Origin of the sequence: Burkholderia sp. MSMB1835 (genome assembly GCF_001526365.1) — a bacterium.
Taxonomy (GTDB): Bacteria; Pseudomonadota; Gammaproteobacteria; order Burkholderiales; family Burkholderiaceae; genus Burkholderia.
Window position 1 is genome coordinate 248,466 of the sequence record NZ_LOYP01000015.1, and the last position, 14,158, is coordinate 262,623.

Annotated in this window: 12 protein-coding genes; 10 read left to right on the forward strand and 2 right to left on the reverse strand. The window is 67.4% G+C overall.

Features of this window, described 5'->3' with window-relative positions; translation table 11 throughout:
* Positions 1-251 precede the first annotated feature (251 nt).
* The 6 genes from WS96_RS07650 to WS96_RS07675 all read left to right on the forward strand — a co-directional run bounded on the left by WS96_RS07650 (position 252) and on the right by WS96_RS07675 (position 7,462).
* Complete coding sequence (locus tag WS96_RS07650) at positions 252-989, forward strand: FadR/GntR family transcriptional regulator (protein ID WP_059822442.1); 738 nt, start codon at positions 252-254, stop codon at positions 987-989.
* A gap of 127 nt (positions 990-1,116) precedes the next feature.
* Positions 1,117-2,238, forward strand: a complete 1,122-nt coding sequence (locus tag WS96_RS07655) for a branched-chain amino acid ABC transporter substrate-binding protein (RefSeq protein WP_059831584.1) — start codon at positions 1,117-1,119, stop codon at positions 2,236-2,238.
* 69 nt (positions 2,239-2,307) lie between these two features.
* A complete protein-coding gene (gene lhpH / locus WS96_RS07660; protein ID WP_059831586.1) occupies positions 2,308-3,315 on the forward strand; it encodes a trans-3-hydroxy-L-proline dehydratase in 1,008 nt (335 codons plus the stop codon).
* A 186-nt stretch (positions 3,316-3,501) separates the two neighbouring features.
* Positions 3,502-6,093 carry a penicillin-binding protein 1A gene (locus WS96_RS07665; RefSeq protein WP_059831588.1) on the forward strand — a complete coding sequence of 864 codons (2,592 nt, stop codon included), beginning with the start codon at positions 3,502-3,504 and terminating at the stop codon, positions 6,091-6,093.
* A 205-nt stretch (positions 6,094-6,298) separates the two neighbouring features.
* Positions 6,299-6,628 carry a DUF4148 domain-containing protein gene (locus tag WS96_RS07670; protein WP_034204857.1) on the forward strand — a complete coding sequence of 110 codons (330 nt, stop codon included), beginning with the start codon at positions 6,299-6,301 and terminating at the stop codon, positions 6,626-6,628.
* 429 nt (positions 6,629-7,057) lie between these two features.
* Positions 7,058-7,462 (forward strand): lysozyme inhibitor LprI family protein, encoded by a 405-nt coding sequence (locus tag WS96_RS07675; RefSeq protein ID WP_059831589.1) that lies wholly within the window; start codon positions 7,058-7,060, stop codon positions 7,460-7,462.
* Positions 7,463-7,541: 79 nt separating this feature from the next.
* Here WS96_RS07675 and WS96_RS07680 read toward each other — a convergent pair whose 3' ends face one another.
* Positions 7,542-8,189: a response regulator gene (locus WS96_RS07680; protein WP_034204855.1), complete on the reverse strand. Its 648-nt coding sequence runs from the start codon at positions 8,187-8,189 to the stop codon at positions 7,542-7,544.
* A complete protein-coding gene (locus WS96_RS07685; RefSeq protein WP_059831591.1) occupies positions 8,186-10,288 on the reverse strand; it encodes a PAS domain S-box protein in 2,103 nt (700 codons plus the stop codon). Before WS96_RS07685 ends, WS96_RS07680 begins: the two co-directional genes overlap by 4 nt.
* 320 nt (positions 10,289-10,608) lie before the next feature.
* Between WS96_RS07685 and WS96_RS07690 the strand changes: the two genes are divergently transcribed.
* The 4 genes from WS96_RS07690 (at position 10,609) to WS96_RS34430 (ending at position 13,777) form a co-directional block, all read left to right on the forward strand.
* Entirely contained in the window at positions 10,609-11,079 is a 471-nt protein-coding gene (locus tag WS96_RS07690) for a universal stress protein (RefSeq protein ID WP_034204853.1), read from the forward strand.
* 335 nt (positions 11,080-11,414) lie between these two features.
* Positions 11,415-11,921 carry a cupin domain-containing protein gene (locus WS96_RS07695; RefSeq protein ID WP_059831593.1) on the forward strand — a complete coding sequence of 169 codons (507 nt, stop codon included), beginning with the start codon at positions 11,415-11,417 and terminating at the stop codon, positions 11,919-11,921.
* 185 nt (positions 11,922-12,106) lie between these two features.
* Entirely contained in the window at positions 12,107-13,132 is a 1,026-nt protein-coding gene (locus WS96_RS07700) for a DedA family protein/thiosulfate sulfurtransferase GlpE (RefSeq protein WP_050011042.1), read from the forward strand.
* 204 nt (positions 13,133-13,336) lie between these two features.
* Positions 13,337-13,777 carry a hypothetical protein gene (locus tag WS96_RS34430; RefSeq protein WP_257127958.1) on the forward strand — a complete coding sequence of 147 codons (441 nt, stop codon included), beginning with the start codon at positions 13,337-13,339 and terminating at the stop codon, positions 13,775-13,777.
* Positions 13,778-14,158 lie beyond the last annotated feature (381 nt).

Below are 14,158 nucleotides of genomic sequence, written 5' to 3' on the forward strand. Positions count from 1 at the left end.
TGGGCGTCGGTGAGCGTGAACGGCGGACGCGTGCCGCGCCCGCCACGGGTCTGCCGGATACCGTGACACAAGGCAGCGTGGATCGAATCTATACCACTTTCTGGCGCGCCAGCAACCCAGAAAATAAAGCGCGTCGTGGATTTTGGTTCTAATATCCGGCCAGAAGCTCGCCGCTGCCGCACTGGCCGCGCCGCTCCGGTATAGTGCGAACCCATTCCAGATCCACGCCCCGAACGGGCAGGAGCCATACGATGATGTCCGCGCGTCCCGACTCACTCGAAGGCGGTTTCAGGCCGCTGCAGATCTACGAGCAGGTAGCCGAAAAGATTCGCGACGAGATCCGCGCGGGACGCTACGCGGCGGAATCGCGGCTGCCGTCCGAGCGCGAGCTCGCGGCGCTGTTCCAGGTCGGCCGGCCGGCCGTGCGCGAAGCGCTCGGCGCGCTGCAGAACGAAGGGCTCGTATTCACGAAGCGCAATTCGGGCACCTACGTCGTCGCGGCGCCGCTCGACGTGCTCGCGCAGCGCGGCGACGCGCACACGGCGTCCGAGGCCGACTTCAGCCCGACGTCGACGCTCGACGTGCGGCTGATCCTGGAGCCCGCGATCGCGCGCCTCGCCGCCGCCCATGGCCGCGCCGATCCCGGCGCCGAGCGCTATCTCGCGCAGATGGAAACCATCACCGACGTCGACGATCCGCACCAGCGCGCGCTGTGGAACGAGAGCGACCGGCTGTTTCATCGACAGCTCGCGCTGATGACCGGCGATGCGCTGATCGTGAAGATCGCGGACGAAGTCGCGAAGACGATGGACCAGCCGCTGTGGAAGCGGCTGAAGGACGACGGCATCTACGACGCGGGCCGGATCCGCCTCTATGTGTCCGAGCACCGGCTGATCTACGAGGCGATCGTGTCCGGCGATGCCGATGCGGCCGCCTTCTATGTCGAACAGCACATTCGCCGCGTGCGGCGCGATATCGCGCCGAAGTAGCCCGCCCGCGCGCAAGTTCGATCTGGTCTTCAATATGACCAAAGTATCCGGAATTATTTTGAAATTGCTTGCGGTGTGACCACGCATGTCCTACATTGGTTTCGCACAAAACCAATCAGGAGACATCATGCGACACCTCACGATCGCGCTCTCGGTGGCTGCCGCCGTCGGCGCGCTGACTTCCGCGCACGCGCAGGAAGTCGTGACGATCGGCCATTCGGCGCCGCTGACGGGCCCGCAGGCCGCCAACGGCAAGGACAACGAAAACGGCGCGCGGCTCGCGGTGGACGAACTCAACAAGGCCGGCGTGAAGGTCGGCGGAAAGACCGTTACGTTCAAGCTGGTTTCGGAGGACGATCAGGCCGATCCGAAGGCCGGGGTTCAGGTCGCGCAGAACCTCGTCGACAAGGGCGTCGTCGCGGTGCTCGGGCCGTACAACTCGGGCGTCGCGATTCCGGCCTCGCGCGTGTATGCGAACGCCGGCGTGCCGATCCTGCCGGTCGCGTCGAACCCGGCGCTCACGCGACAGGGCTTCAAGAACATCTTCCGGATCGGCGCGAGCGACGAGCAGCTCGGCGGCACGATGGCCATGTTCGCCGCGAAGACGCTGAACGCGAAAACCGCCGCCGTGATCGACGATCGCACCGCGTACGGGCAGGGCGTCGCCGAGCAGTTCATGAACGTCGCGAAGGCGAACGGCATCAAGATCGTCGACCAGGAATACACGAATTCGTCGGCCACCGATTTCCTCGGCATTCTCACCAAGATCAAGGCCGCCAACCCCGACGTGATCTTCCTCGGCGGCTATGCGGCGCAGGGCGCGCCGATGGCCAAGCAGATGAAGCAGCGGGGCTTGCGCGCGAAGCTGCTCGGCGGCGACGGCATCTGCTCGGCCGACATGGGCAAGGTCGCGGGCGAGGCGGCGTCGATCGTCTATTGCGCGCAGGGCGGTGTCGCGCTCGAGAAGACGCCGGCCGGCCGCGAATTCCTGAAGAAGTACCACGACGCCTATCACGCCGATACGCAGGTCTACGGCGTCAATTACTACGACGGCGTGAAGCTGCTCGCCGACGCGATGGTCAAGGCCGGCACGACCACCGACAAGGCGAAGCTGAGCGCGCAGCTCGCGAAGTCGAACTACGCGGGCGTCGCGGGCACCTATTCGTTCGACGCGAACGGCGACCTGAAAGGCGCGCCGACCACCGTCTACGTGATCCGCAACGGGCTGCCCGCACCGTACGCGAAGTAATCGCCGCACCGCCCGTCACCGGGCGGCGGCCGCGCCGCCGTCCTTCGTTTCAACGCATTCGATCCACCCATGAAAATTTCCCGCTCCCTTTCCACCGTCGAAGTGCACACCGGCGGCGAGGCGTTCCGCATCGTCACGAGCGGGCTGCCGCGGTTGCCCGGCGACACGATCGTCCAGCGCCGCGCGTGGCTCAAGGAGAATGCCGACGAGATCCGCCGCGCGCTGATGTTCGAACCGCGCGGCCATGCCGACATGTACGGCGGCTACCTGACCGAGCCCGTGTCGCCGCATGCGGATTTCGGCGTGATCTTCGTGCACAACGAAGGCTACAGCGACCATTGCGGACACGGCGTGATCGCGTTGTCGACGGCGGCCGTCGAACTCGGCTGGGTGCAGCGCACGGTGCCGGAGACGCGGGTCGGCATCGACGCGCCATGCGGCTTCATCGAGGCCTTCGTCAAATGGGACGGCGAACATGCCGGGCCCGTGCGCTTCGTCAACGTGCCGTCGTTCATCTGGCGGCGCGACGTGTCGGTCGACACGCCGTCGTTCGGCACCGTGACCGGCGACATCGCGTATGGCGGCGCGTTTTATTTCTATGTCGACGGCGCGCCGTTCGACCTGCCGGTGCGCGAATCGGCCGTCGAAAAACTGATCCGCTTCGGCGCGGAAGTGAAGGCGGCCGCGAACGTGAAGTATCCGGTCGTGCATCCGGAGATCCCGGAAATCAACCACATTTACGGCACGATCATCGCGAACGCGCCACGCCACGCGGGTTCGACGCAGGCGAACTGCTGCGTGTTCGCGGATCGCGAGGTCGACCGCTCGCCGACCGGTTCCGGCACCGGCGGGCGCGTCGCGCAGCTCTACCAGCGCGGGCTGCTCGCGGCGGGCGACACGCTCGTCAACGAATCGATCGTCGGGACGGTCTTCAAGGGGCGCGTGCTGCGCGAAACGACGGTCGGCGACATCCCGGCCGTGATCCCGGAAGTGGAAGGCAGCGCGCATATCTGCGGGTTCGCGAACTGGATCGTCGACGAGCGCGATCCGCTCACGTACGGATTTCTCGTGCGCTGAGCCGCAGCGCCGGTCGCGCCGCCGTCGCGTCCTCGTCGCGCGGCGTTCAGGTTGTGGTACCAGGTTTGGCGCGTCGTTCCGGTCGCGGAGCACGCGCCTTTTTTGCGTCGGCGCCGTCGCGAAACCGCCTCGCCGTGTGCCGGCCCGGCGCCGCCGCGGGTCGGACGGCCGCGCGAGTTTGGTACGATGCAGCCTTTTCAGCCGAGCTCCACCCGCGTGAATCGCCGAAACGTGTCGTCAGTGCGTGACTTGTGTGCCAGATGGGTCGCGCGCGCCCAACCTGTCGCGGCGGCCGCTGTCGCGCGGGCCAAGCCTCTCGCCGCCACCGCGTGGCACCATGTCCGCCACCCGACCCGCCGCGGCGTGCTGCTCACGGCCGCCGCCGTGCCGGCGCTGTTCGCGGCGTACGTGGTCGTGCTCATCCCGTTCACGCCGGGCATCGGCGACATCCGCAAGGCGCGCGTCGACCAGCCGGCGCAGGTGCTGTCGGCCGACGGCAAGCTGCTGGCCGAATTCAAGCCGTCGAACCGGGAATGGGTGCCGCTCAAGCAGATCTCGCCGCACATGGTCGACGCGCTGATCGCGACCGAGGATCACCGCTTCTACGCGCACCACGGCCTCGACTGGAAGCGCACGGCGTCGGCCGCGCTCCATACGTTCTCGGGCAGCCGCCAGGGCGGCTCGACGATCACGCAGCAGCTCGCGCGCAACCTGTATCCGGACGAGATCGGCCGCGCGCCGACGCTCACGCGCAAGGTGAAGGAGGCGATCACCGCGCTAAAGATCGAGGCCGTCTACAGCAAGGACCAGATCCTCGAGACCTACCTGAACACGGTGCCGTTCCTGTACAACGCGTACGGCGTCGAGATGGCCGCGCGCACCTATTTCGACAAGTCGGCCGACGAACTCGACGTGCTCGACAGCGCGACGCTCGTCGGGATGCTGAAGGGCAACAGCTACTACAACCCGGTGCTGAACCCCGAGCGCGCGCTGCAGCGGCGCAACACGGTGCTCAGCCAGATGGTGAAGTACGGCAAGCTGTCGCCGGCGCAGTTCGCGCAGTTGCAGCGCCGGCCGCTGCGCATCGACTTCGAACGCCAGAAGGAGCCGCCCGGTCCGGCGCCGCATTTCGCGCAGCAGTTGCGCAAATGGCTGATCGCGTGGGCCGACCGCAACGACTACAACATCTACTCGGACGGCCTGATCGTGCGCACGACGATCGACGCGCGCCTCCAGCAGATGGCGACGCAGGCGCTCACGCTGCAGGGCAATCAGCTGCAGGGCATCGCGAACAACGCATGGAGCGGCCGCGACGGCTGCGGCACCGACAACGAGGTGTTCCGCACCTTCATGCGCGAATCGCCCGAGTACAAGGCCGCGCAGGACGCCGGCAAGGACGACGCGGCGGCGATGAAGCTGCTCGCGGCCGACCGCGGCTTCCTGCGTGCGCTGTGCAAGTCGAAGACCGACGTGCAGGCCGGCTTCCTCGCGGTCGATCCGCGCGACGGGCAGATCCGCGCGTGGGTCGGCAGCCGCGACTTCACCCGCGAGCCGTTCGACCACGTCGCGCAGGCGCGGCGCCAGCCGGGCTCGACGTTCAAGCCGTTCGTCTATGGCGCCGCGTTTGCGAGCGGGATGAAGCCGGACGACACGTTCATCGACCAGCCGGTCGAGATCCCGTTGAAAGGCGGCGAGATCTGGCGGCCGAACGACGACGTGCCGCCAACGGGCAAGCCGATGACCTTGCGCGACGCGGTCGCGCTGTCGCGCAACCGGATCACCGCGCAGGTGATGGAGAAGGTCGGCCCGGCCGCCGTCGCGCGGCTGGCGCGCGACATGGGCGTGCGCGAAAGCCCGCTCGAACGCGTGCCGTCGCTCGCGCTCGGCACGAGCCCGGTCACGCTGAAGGAAATGGTCGCGTCGTACGCGACGATCGCGAACGGCGGGCTGTACGTCGAGCCGCAGATGGTCACGCGCATCGAGAATCGCCAGGGCGACGTGCTCGCCGAATACGCACCGGCGCCGCCCGAGCGCGCGCTCGACGCCGAAACCGACAAGATGCTGCTCGACGTGATGCGCGATGTCGTCACGCGCGGCACGGGCGGCAGCATCCGCACGCGCTTCGGCATCCGCGGCGACGTGGCCGGCAAGACCGGCACGACGCAAGACAACGCGGACGGCTGGTTCATCCTGATGCAGCCGGGCCTCGTCGCCGGCGCGTGGGTCGGATTCGACGACGGCCGCGTGACGCTGCGCAGCGACTACTGGGGGCAGGGCGCGCACAGCGCGCTGCCGATCGTCGGCGATTTCTTCCAGCGCGCGCAGCGCGCCCGGATCGTCGATACGAAGGCGAAATTCGATACCGAGCCGTCGCCGGGCTGGTTCGCGTCGCTGCGCGAGCGCGCGACCGACCTGTTCGACACGTGGTTCCCGCCCGAGCCGAAGAAGGCGCCCGCGCCGGTCAGGACGCAGCGCATCGAGCGCCCGGCCGACGCCGACGAAGGGGCGGCGTCGGCGACGTCCGCCGCATCGGCGCCGGATGCCGCATCCGGCGGTATCGTCGAGGAATGGGTGCCGGCGTCCGAAGTGGCCGCGTCGGCCGCCGCGCTGTCGGCGGGCGCTTCGCAACTGCAGCCGCAGCTTGCGCCGCCGCCGGCAGGCGCCAGTGCGACGAGCGGAAGCAGCGCCGGTATCGGCGTCGCCCCTTCGGCCGTGCCGGCTCCGCCGCCGTCGGTGCCGATGTCGGCCGCGCCCGATGCGACCGGCGCTTCGCAGTAACGACGCCGTGTCGCGGCATTCGGCGCGCAGGTGGCGGTAATCGTCTGATGAAACGGCTTATTCCCGCTCGATTGTACGGTTTCGGTCAACAGTGAATTTGCGATTTAAGTATTTACCCTGATAGTCGAGCCTCCTAGACTTCTACTCATGCGCAACGACCTCGCGTCCGAAGCGCCTGACAAAACAATCCCGGAGGTAACGCATCATGAAATCGCTGATCAAGGCAGTTGCACTGGCCGCCCTGGTGGCCGCACCGGTCGTCTCGTTTGCCCAATCGAACCAGCAGCCGCTGACCCGCGCGCAAGTGCGCGCCGAGCTGGTCCAGCTCGAAAAGGCCGGCTACAACCCGAACGACTGGATGAACTATCCGGAAAACATCCAGGCCGCCCAGGCCAAGATCGCCGCCGCGCAGAACGCCGGCGCGCAAGCCGACGCAACCGGCTACGGTTCGAACCCGGTCGCGACGTCGCAGTCGGGCCAGCGCGCGGTCGTGCCGGCCGTGAGCGACCGCTCGTCGGTGTACTTCGGCCACTAAGCCAGTCGCCGTTTCGCGGCCCTGAAGGCCGCGGCTGACGTCGTATCGAGAAAGCCCGCACCCGGTTCGGTTCCGGGTGCGGGCTTTTTTCCATGATGCGAAGCCCAGCGATCCGGCGCAGACGACGAGCGAAATCGTCGGCCGGGCAATCCGATATTTGCCGACGCGGGGAGATCTCTCTTCCCATGGATCCGTTCGAGCAAAATCCGCGGCAATCGACCCCGACCACCTGCAGCACCCGTGTCCGTGATCGCGGTGCATGCGCAATCGTTCCCGAGCGAGTCTCCGGCTGCAGCCCCGCACCCCGCTGACAATCCGCCGCGCGTGCGCTAGCATCGCGGTCGATGTCGCCGCGGGTAGCGCGGCCCATCCACACGGGGCGCTGCACGGCACCGGGTTCCCGACTTCAACGAACAACAAGGAGCATCCATGCGTGTCTTGACCGGTCTGCTGGGCTCGCTGGCGCTGGCGGCGAGCGTCGCCCATGCGCAAGCGAATTGCGCGGACGCGACGGATCAGGCGACGATGACGGCGTGTGCCGATCGCGCGTACAAGAAATCCGACGGGGAACTGAACCGGACTTACCAGGCCGTCACCGCGCGCCTGCGCGACGCGCGGCCGCTTGCCGACAAGCTCGTGAATGCGCAGCGCGCGTGGATCGCGTACCGCGATGCCGAATGCCATTTCTCGAGCGCGAATGCCGAGGGCGGCAGTGCGTATCCGATGGTCGTATCGACCTGTCTCGACGATCTGACGAAAGCGCGTACCGAAACGCTGAAGGGCTATCTGTCCTGCGAGGACGGCGACCTCGCGTGCCCGGTGCCCGCGAAGTAACGATCACGCGCGGGCCGACCGGGCCCGCCCCATGCCGGCTAGACATCGTCCGTTACACGTCGCCGTTACACGTCGTCCGTTACACGTCGTCCGTTTCGTCGAGCAGCTTGTGCCGCATCGCGTAACGCACGAGCGCCGCTTCGTGCGGCATCTGCATCTTTTCGAGAATCCGGGTCTTGTAGGTGCTGACCGTCTTCGCGCTCACGCACAGCGCGTTCGCGATCTCGGTCAGCGTCTGGCCGGCGGCGATTCGCCGGAACACGTCGAATTCGCGGTCGGACAGCCGCTGGTGCGGCAGCGTTTCGGCCGGCTCGTTCAGGCTCTGCGCGAACTGCTCGGCCATCGCGAGGCTCACGTAGACACCGCCCGACGCCACTTTCGCGACCGCGCCGACCAGCTCCGCGCTCGCGCTTTCCTTCGTCAGATAGCCGGACGCGCCCGCGCGGAACGCGCGCACCGCGTATTGCTGCTCCGCGTGCATCGTCAGCACCAGCACGCGCAGCGCGGGTTTCTCGTCCTTGATCTGCTTGATCAGCTCGACGCCGTTGCGGCCCGGCATCGACAGGTCGAGCACGAGTACCTGCGCGGGCGTCGCACGCACCAGCGCGATCGTCGACGGGCCGTCGCAGGCTTCGCCGGCCACCTCGAACCCGGTGGCGTTCTGGAGGATGTGCCGCAGACCGTCGCGTACGAGCGTATGGTCGTCGGCGATGAGCACCTTGATCATGTGATGAGCGTGTCCTGTTGAACGGTGCCGAGCGGAAACGCGACGGTAATCGAGAAGCCGCGCGCGAGCGCGGTGTCGATCGTCACGGTGCCGCCCAGCATGTGGGCGCGTTCGCGAATGCCGATCAGGCCGAACGACTTGTCCTCGTGGGCCGGACCGCCGGGCGCCGCGCCGCGGCCGTTGTCCGCGACGCGCAGCACGCAAAAGCCTTCCTCGATGTCGAGCCGCAACGTCACGCGCGTCGCATCCGCATGACGCGCGACGTTCGTCAGCGCTTCCTGGACGATGCGGAACAGCGTGGTCGCGCCCGTACTGGTGAACGTGAGGCCGCCCGTTTCGATGTGACGCTCGACATCGATCCCGTAGCGATTCGTGAAATCGTTCGCGAGCCATTCGATCGCGGGCACGAGGCCGAGATCGTCGAGCATCACCGGCCGCAGATCGGCGGCGATGCGCCGCACCGACGCGACCGTCGCGTCGATCAGCCGCCGCATGCCTTGCAGATGCAATTGCACGCCTTCGTCGGGCTGTGTGTGGCCGGGCACGCGCAATTGCTGCTCGACGACCGACAGGTCCATCTTCAACGCGGTGAGCTGCTGCCCGAGATCGTCGTGCAGCTCGCGCGCGATGCGGGTTTTTTCCTCTTCGCGCACGTTCTGCAGGTTCGCGGACAATTCGCGCAATTCCTCGCGCGATTGCTTCAGCGCATTCTCGGCCCGCTGCCGCTCGGTGATGTCGCGCAGCATCACCGTATAAAGCTTGCCCGACGCGTCGCGGATCTGCGAGATCGATGCTTCGATCGGAAATTCCTCGCCGTTGGCCCGCAGCCCGAACAGCACGCGCTGGCGGCCCATCTGCCGCTCCGACACGCCCGTCACGCCGAACTGGTCGACGTGCTTCGCATGTGCGGCGCGGAACCGCTCGGGAATGAAGCGCGACAACGGCGCGCCGATCGCCTCCATCGCGGATACGCCGAACACCTGTTCGGCCATCGGATTGAAGATCACGACCGTCTGCTTTTCGTCGATCGTGATGATCGCTTCCATCGACGAACGGATGATGCCCATCATCCGCGCCTCGTTGAGGATGCCGCGGCTGCTCGCGCCGGCGTCGGCGCGCCCGCGCAGCAGCGCATGGACGAGCGCCGCGAACCCGAACGACGCGATCAGCCCGGCGGCGAGCACGGTGCCGGCCGCCCGCTGCGCGCCGGTCGCGCTCGGCCGGCCGTCCGCGGAATAGGCGAGCGTCAGCGCGGTGCCGCCGAAATTCAGCACGTCGGTGCGCCGCATCAGGTCGGGCGACGCCGACGCTTCGTCGGTCGTCGTCTCGACGCTGACGATCGCGCGCGAATCGCCGCCGGCGGTCATTCGCAGATCGATCCCGCGCTCCGCGTCGAGCGCGCGCTCGATCAGGCGCCGTGGGCTCAGCGCCGCGAACAGCATGCCGTCGGCGCCGGCTTCGCGCGTGCCGGACGGCGTGGCGGCGGCCAGCGGCGAGGCCGTCACGGGCAGAAACAGCGTCAGGGTGCGTGCGTCGCGGGAGGTGTCGTCGTCGGCGGGGTGGACGCCGAGCGCGATATCGCCGGTCCGCAGCGCACGCGTGAGCGGCGCCGCGTCGAACGCGCCGAAGCGCACGACCGGCGCGTTCGACGCGGGGGCGCTAAGCGTCGCTGCCGCGAGCGTATCGGCCGGCAGCGGCTTCGTGCCGGCCAGCGCGCCGCGCGCCGCGGGCGTCAGCGGCGCATAGCCGATCTGCCGGACCGGCGAGCGGCCGCTGTCGAGATCGAGCGTCTCCGCATACCGGCGCCATTGGCCGGGTGTCATGTCCGGCACGAGGCCGAACGCGCCGCGCGCGCCTTCGAGCACGGCGGCGCCGGCCTGCAGTTCATGCCGCAGCATCGCGGTCACGTGCGTCGTGCGGCGTTCGAAACGCGTGCGAACGGCGCCTTGCCACTGCTCGCGCACCAGCAGCGCGACACCGAGCGACAGCACCGCGCCCGCGCACAGCGTCACGACGCCGGCCGCGAGTGGCTGGCGTAACATGATCTGAAGGCGCGTGGGCCCTCGGGCGTCCCGCGTCGGGGTTCCACTGGCGGTCATTCGATGGCCATTCTGTTGTTCGGACTACCCGGGGCACTCGGGCAGCGCGGCAAAACCGGCGGAAAACTCGCACCGGCTGCATGCAACGATTATTTTCAAGATGAAATTGTGCGCGTTTTACACGTTTTTTGTAATGGGGTCGGTTGAAATTGCGGTAAAGGCGCGAAACAGCGGGCGCGCCGGCCGCGGTTGACGCGCGTCAACGCGCGCGCCGGCACGTGGGGCAGACTGTTCGACAGGCAAGCCGGCGCCGGGCCGGCTTGCGATAACGGGCCGTCGTTGCGCAACGCGCGACGTCCGCCCGGTCGGAGGGACGGACCATGTACAAGCGGATTTTCGTCGGGCTCGACGGCAGCCCGAGCGCACGTCTCGCGCTGAACGAGGCGATCCGGATCGCGACGGCGTCCGGCGGCGAAGTGACGTGTGCGTACGTCGTCGAACATCGGCCGCAGCTCGTCGACGTCGACGCCGGCTTCGCCGCCGAGCGCGACGGCGATGTCGCCGCGACCGATGCGGCGACGCCGGTACTCGACGCAGCGAAAGCGATGCTCGCGCAGCAGCATGTGCGAGGCACGGTGCGCGCGCTCGACGCGTACGGCGAGGACATCGCGACGGTGCTGATGCGTACCGCGGCCGAAGCCGACGCCGACCTGATCGTGATGGGTACGAGCGGGCGGCACGGCCTGCGCAGGCTGTTGCTCGGCAGCGTGGCGGAATCGCTGCTGCGTGCGGCCGACCGGCCGGTGCTGTTGGTACGGCACGACGAGGCGGGCACGTCGGCGGCCGCGTGACCGGCGAGGTACGGCGGGCCGATGCGGCACCAGCGCGCGCAGTTGGCGCGCTGCCGCACGGCATCCCGGGCGTCTTGCGCGAGCGGGTGTGCCGCGTCGTCGCGTCGCCCGACACAGCGCGGCGAGCCTCGCCGATACGCATCGCCGATGCGCGATTGCCCGTCCGCAGTTGCATCACGGCATGCAGTTCTGGCAGCATCGGCCGGTGTCCGCTCGATCGCCGCGCGCATGGCCGCGACGATCGACGCAGGGGCATCCGGCGGCACCCGGGCGCATGAATCGCGATCGGACGGTCGGCCGGATGCCGGTTTTCTCCCTTACCGACGTCATCTGCCATGCCGATTTCCGCGACCGACCTGATTCGCCAGTTCGACCTGCAGCCGCATCCCGAAGGCGGCTATTTCCGTGAAACCTATCGCGCGACCGAGTCGGTCGTGCGCCCGGCCGACGGCGCGCCGCGCGCCGCGTCGACCGCGATCTACTACCTGCTGTGCGACGGCGCGTATTCGTCGTGGCATCGCATCCGCTCCGACGAAGTCTGGCATTTCTACGCGGGCGATCCGATCGAAGTGTGGGTGCTCGATGCGCGCGACGGGCTGACGATCCACCGGCTCGGCAACCCGCTCACCCATCCGGGCACCGTGTTCCAGGCGGTCGTGCCGGCCGGAAGCTGGTTCGGCGCGCGCTGCGCGTCGCCGGAGCACGTCGCGCTCGTCGGCTGCACGGTTGCGCCCGGATTCGAGTTCGCGGAATTCGAGCTGGCGGATGCGGCCGCGCTGGCGGCCGAGTTTCCCGACTACGCGGAGCATGTCGCCCAACTCGCGCCGCGCTCCGACGTGTGACCGTCACGGTCGCGTCACGCCGCGCGCAAAGCCCGCGCCGCCGCCCGGTGTTCCGCGCGAGCGAGGCCAAACCCGTTTAGAATGCGCATGATGCATCGGTCGATCGCGGACGTGCCGCGGCGGCCGTTGCGCCGCCGTACCGACGGCCCTGTCGCGCGGCCCGCATGTCTTCCAGGAGCGCCGCCGTGTGGCACTTTCCCATTGCTATTCCATCGTCGCTCGGCCCGTGGGCCGTGTTCGCGAGCGTGTTGATCACGCAGCTCGGCGTGCCGGTGCCGGCCGTGCCGATGCTGATTCTCGGCGGCACGATGGCGGCGATGGGGCAGGCGTCCTGGGTCAGCATGTTCGCGGCGGCGATCGGCGCGACGATGCTGGCCGATTCCCTTTGGTTCTTCATGGGCCGCACGCGCGGCCGGCGCCTGCTGAACGGCCTCGTACGCTTCTCGCTGTCGCTCGACACGACGCTGCGTTTCGCGCGTAACGTATTCGAAAGGTACGGCGCGCCGTTGCTCGTGCTGTCGAAATTCCTGCCGGGCCTCGGGCTCGTGTCGGCGCCGTTGCTCGGCACGACCGCGATCGGCATCGGCGTATTCCTGTTCTGGGATCTGGCGGGCGCGTCGCTGTGGGCGGCGTTCTGGCTGATCGGCGGCGCGGCCATTCACGACCAGATCGTCCAGTTCGTACTGTGGGTGCGCGCGAGCGGCGGCACGATTCTCGACGCGTTTCTCGCGATCTTCATCACGTTCCTGCTGTACCGCTGGGTGCGTCGCGTGCAGTTCCGCCGCTATCTCGCGCAGGTGCGCATCTCGCCGCCGCAGCTCGTGGAGATGATGACGTCCGACGAACCGCCGCTGATCTTCGATGCACGTCCGAAGGCGATTCGCGAACGCGAGCCGTACCGGATTGCCGGCGCGGTGCCGGTCGATCTCGACTCGCCGGACCTGCTCGATCCGGAAGTGCTGAAACGGCCGATCGTCGTCTATTGCGTGTGCCCGAACGAGGCGACCGCGAAGCGGCTGATCGCGAAGATGCAGCGCAAGAAGATGATCCACAACATCCGGGCGCTGAAGGGCGGCCTCGATGCGTGGGAAAAGCACGGTTATCCGGTCGAGCCGCTGCCGGCGGATCTGGATTCGTCGCGGTATTTCGTGCGGCCGGAGCAGGGTGGGCTGGAAGGCGAGTATACGGTGCGGGCGACGTTGTCGAAGTGATGCGGCCAGCGTTGCCGGTTTCAGCGATCGAGCGCGCATATTTTTCCCATCCTGATTTATATATTTTCGACAAGCGAATTTCGCGGCACTATCGCCGTTTATTTCGCAATGGCGCGGTCAACAATATCGTGAGCATTCGGCCACGATCGACCGATTCGCACTGTAGATGGCACGTCGACAACTTCGGATATCTTGTTGGAGTCCGTGCTACGTGTCGTCAAGCGAGAGCCTGCCAATCTGCTGCGCTTACCTTTCTGGCTCGCGGACGGTCGCGCCGGATCCAAGGCCAAGGTCGCCCTGCATGCCGATTTGCGAGCGGAAATACTTCCATATCGGGCGTCGCTTATCGGCTACCTCATCCGCGAACGCGAGAGCAGTCGACAAATCGTGCTTGCAACTGCCGCACATTGTTCGATCGCTGAGCGTGTGAGCGCGCACCTTGACCTGTTCGATCGTGTCATCGCTACCAGTGGCGATATGAATCTCATGGGGGCGGCGAAACTGGCCTGCATTCGCGAGCAGATCGGCGACGACTTCGTGTATGCGGGTGATTGCAAAGCCCTCTGCGACGACCGCTGTCGGTCCGCATGTCCGACGCCGCTGAAGCTGGCGGCGTTGCAGTCGGTCTCGTATATCGAGGTCTGAGCCTGAGAACGCGCGCCCGCCGCGCGCATTCGAATCCAACCACCGCTTTCACCCGCCGCGATTTTCCCAAAATCGCCTGGCATGAAACCGCCGATCCTCCCTATAATCCCGCCTGCATATTGCGTGCGCTCGATTGCGCACATTCGACGCGCGTTCGTTCGCGCCGAAAGCGATGAATCCCGTTGCCGCCCGTCACGCGCACAGCCGCGTCGCGCGGGGCGGTCGGGTGTATTCCGTGAAAGGCCCTGTCCGTATACCCAGATTGTTCCGGGAAATACGGATAATCCGCGGCAATTCCAACCGAATTGACGCGGCATCCGTGTCGTTTCTCATTCGGAAATCGACAACGGGGATTATTTCGTTTTCGGTTGCCGAAATCGG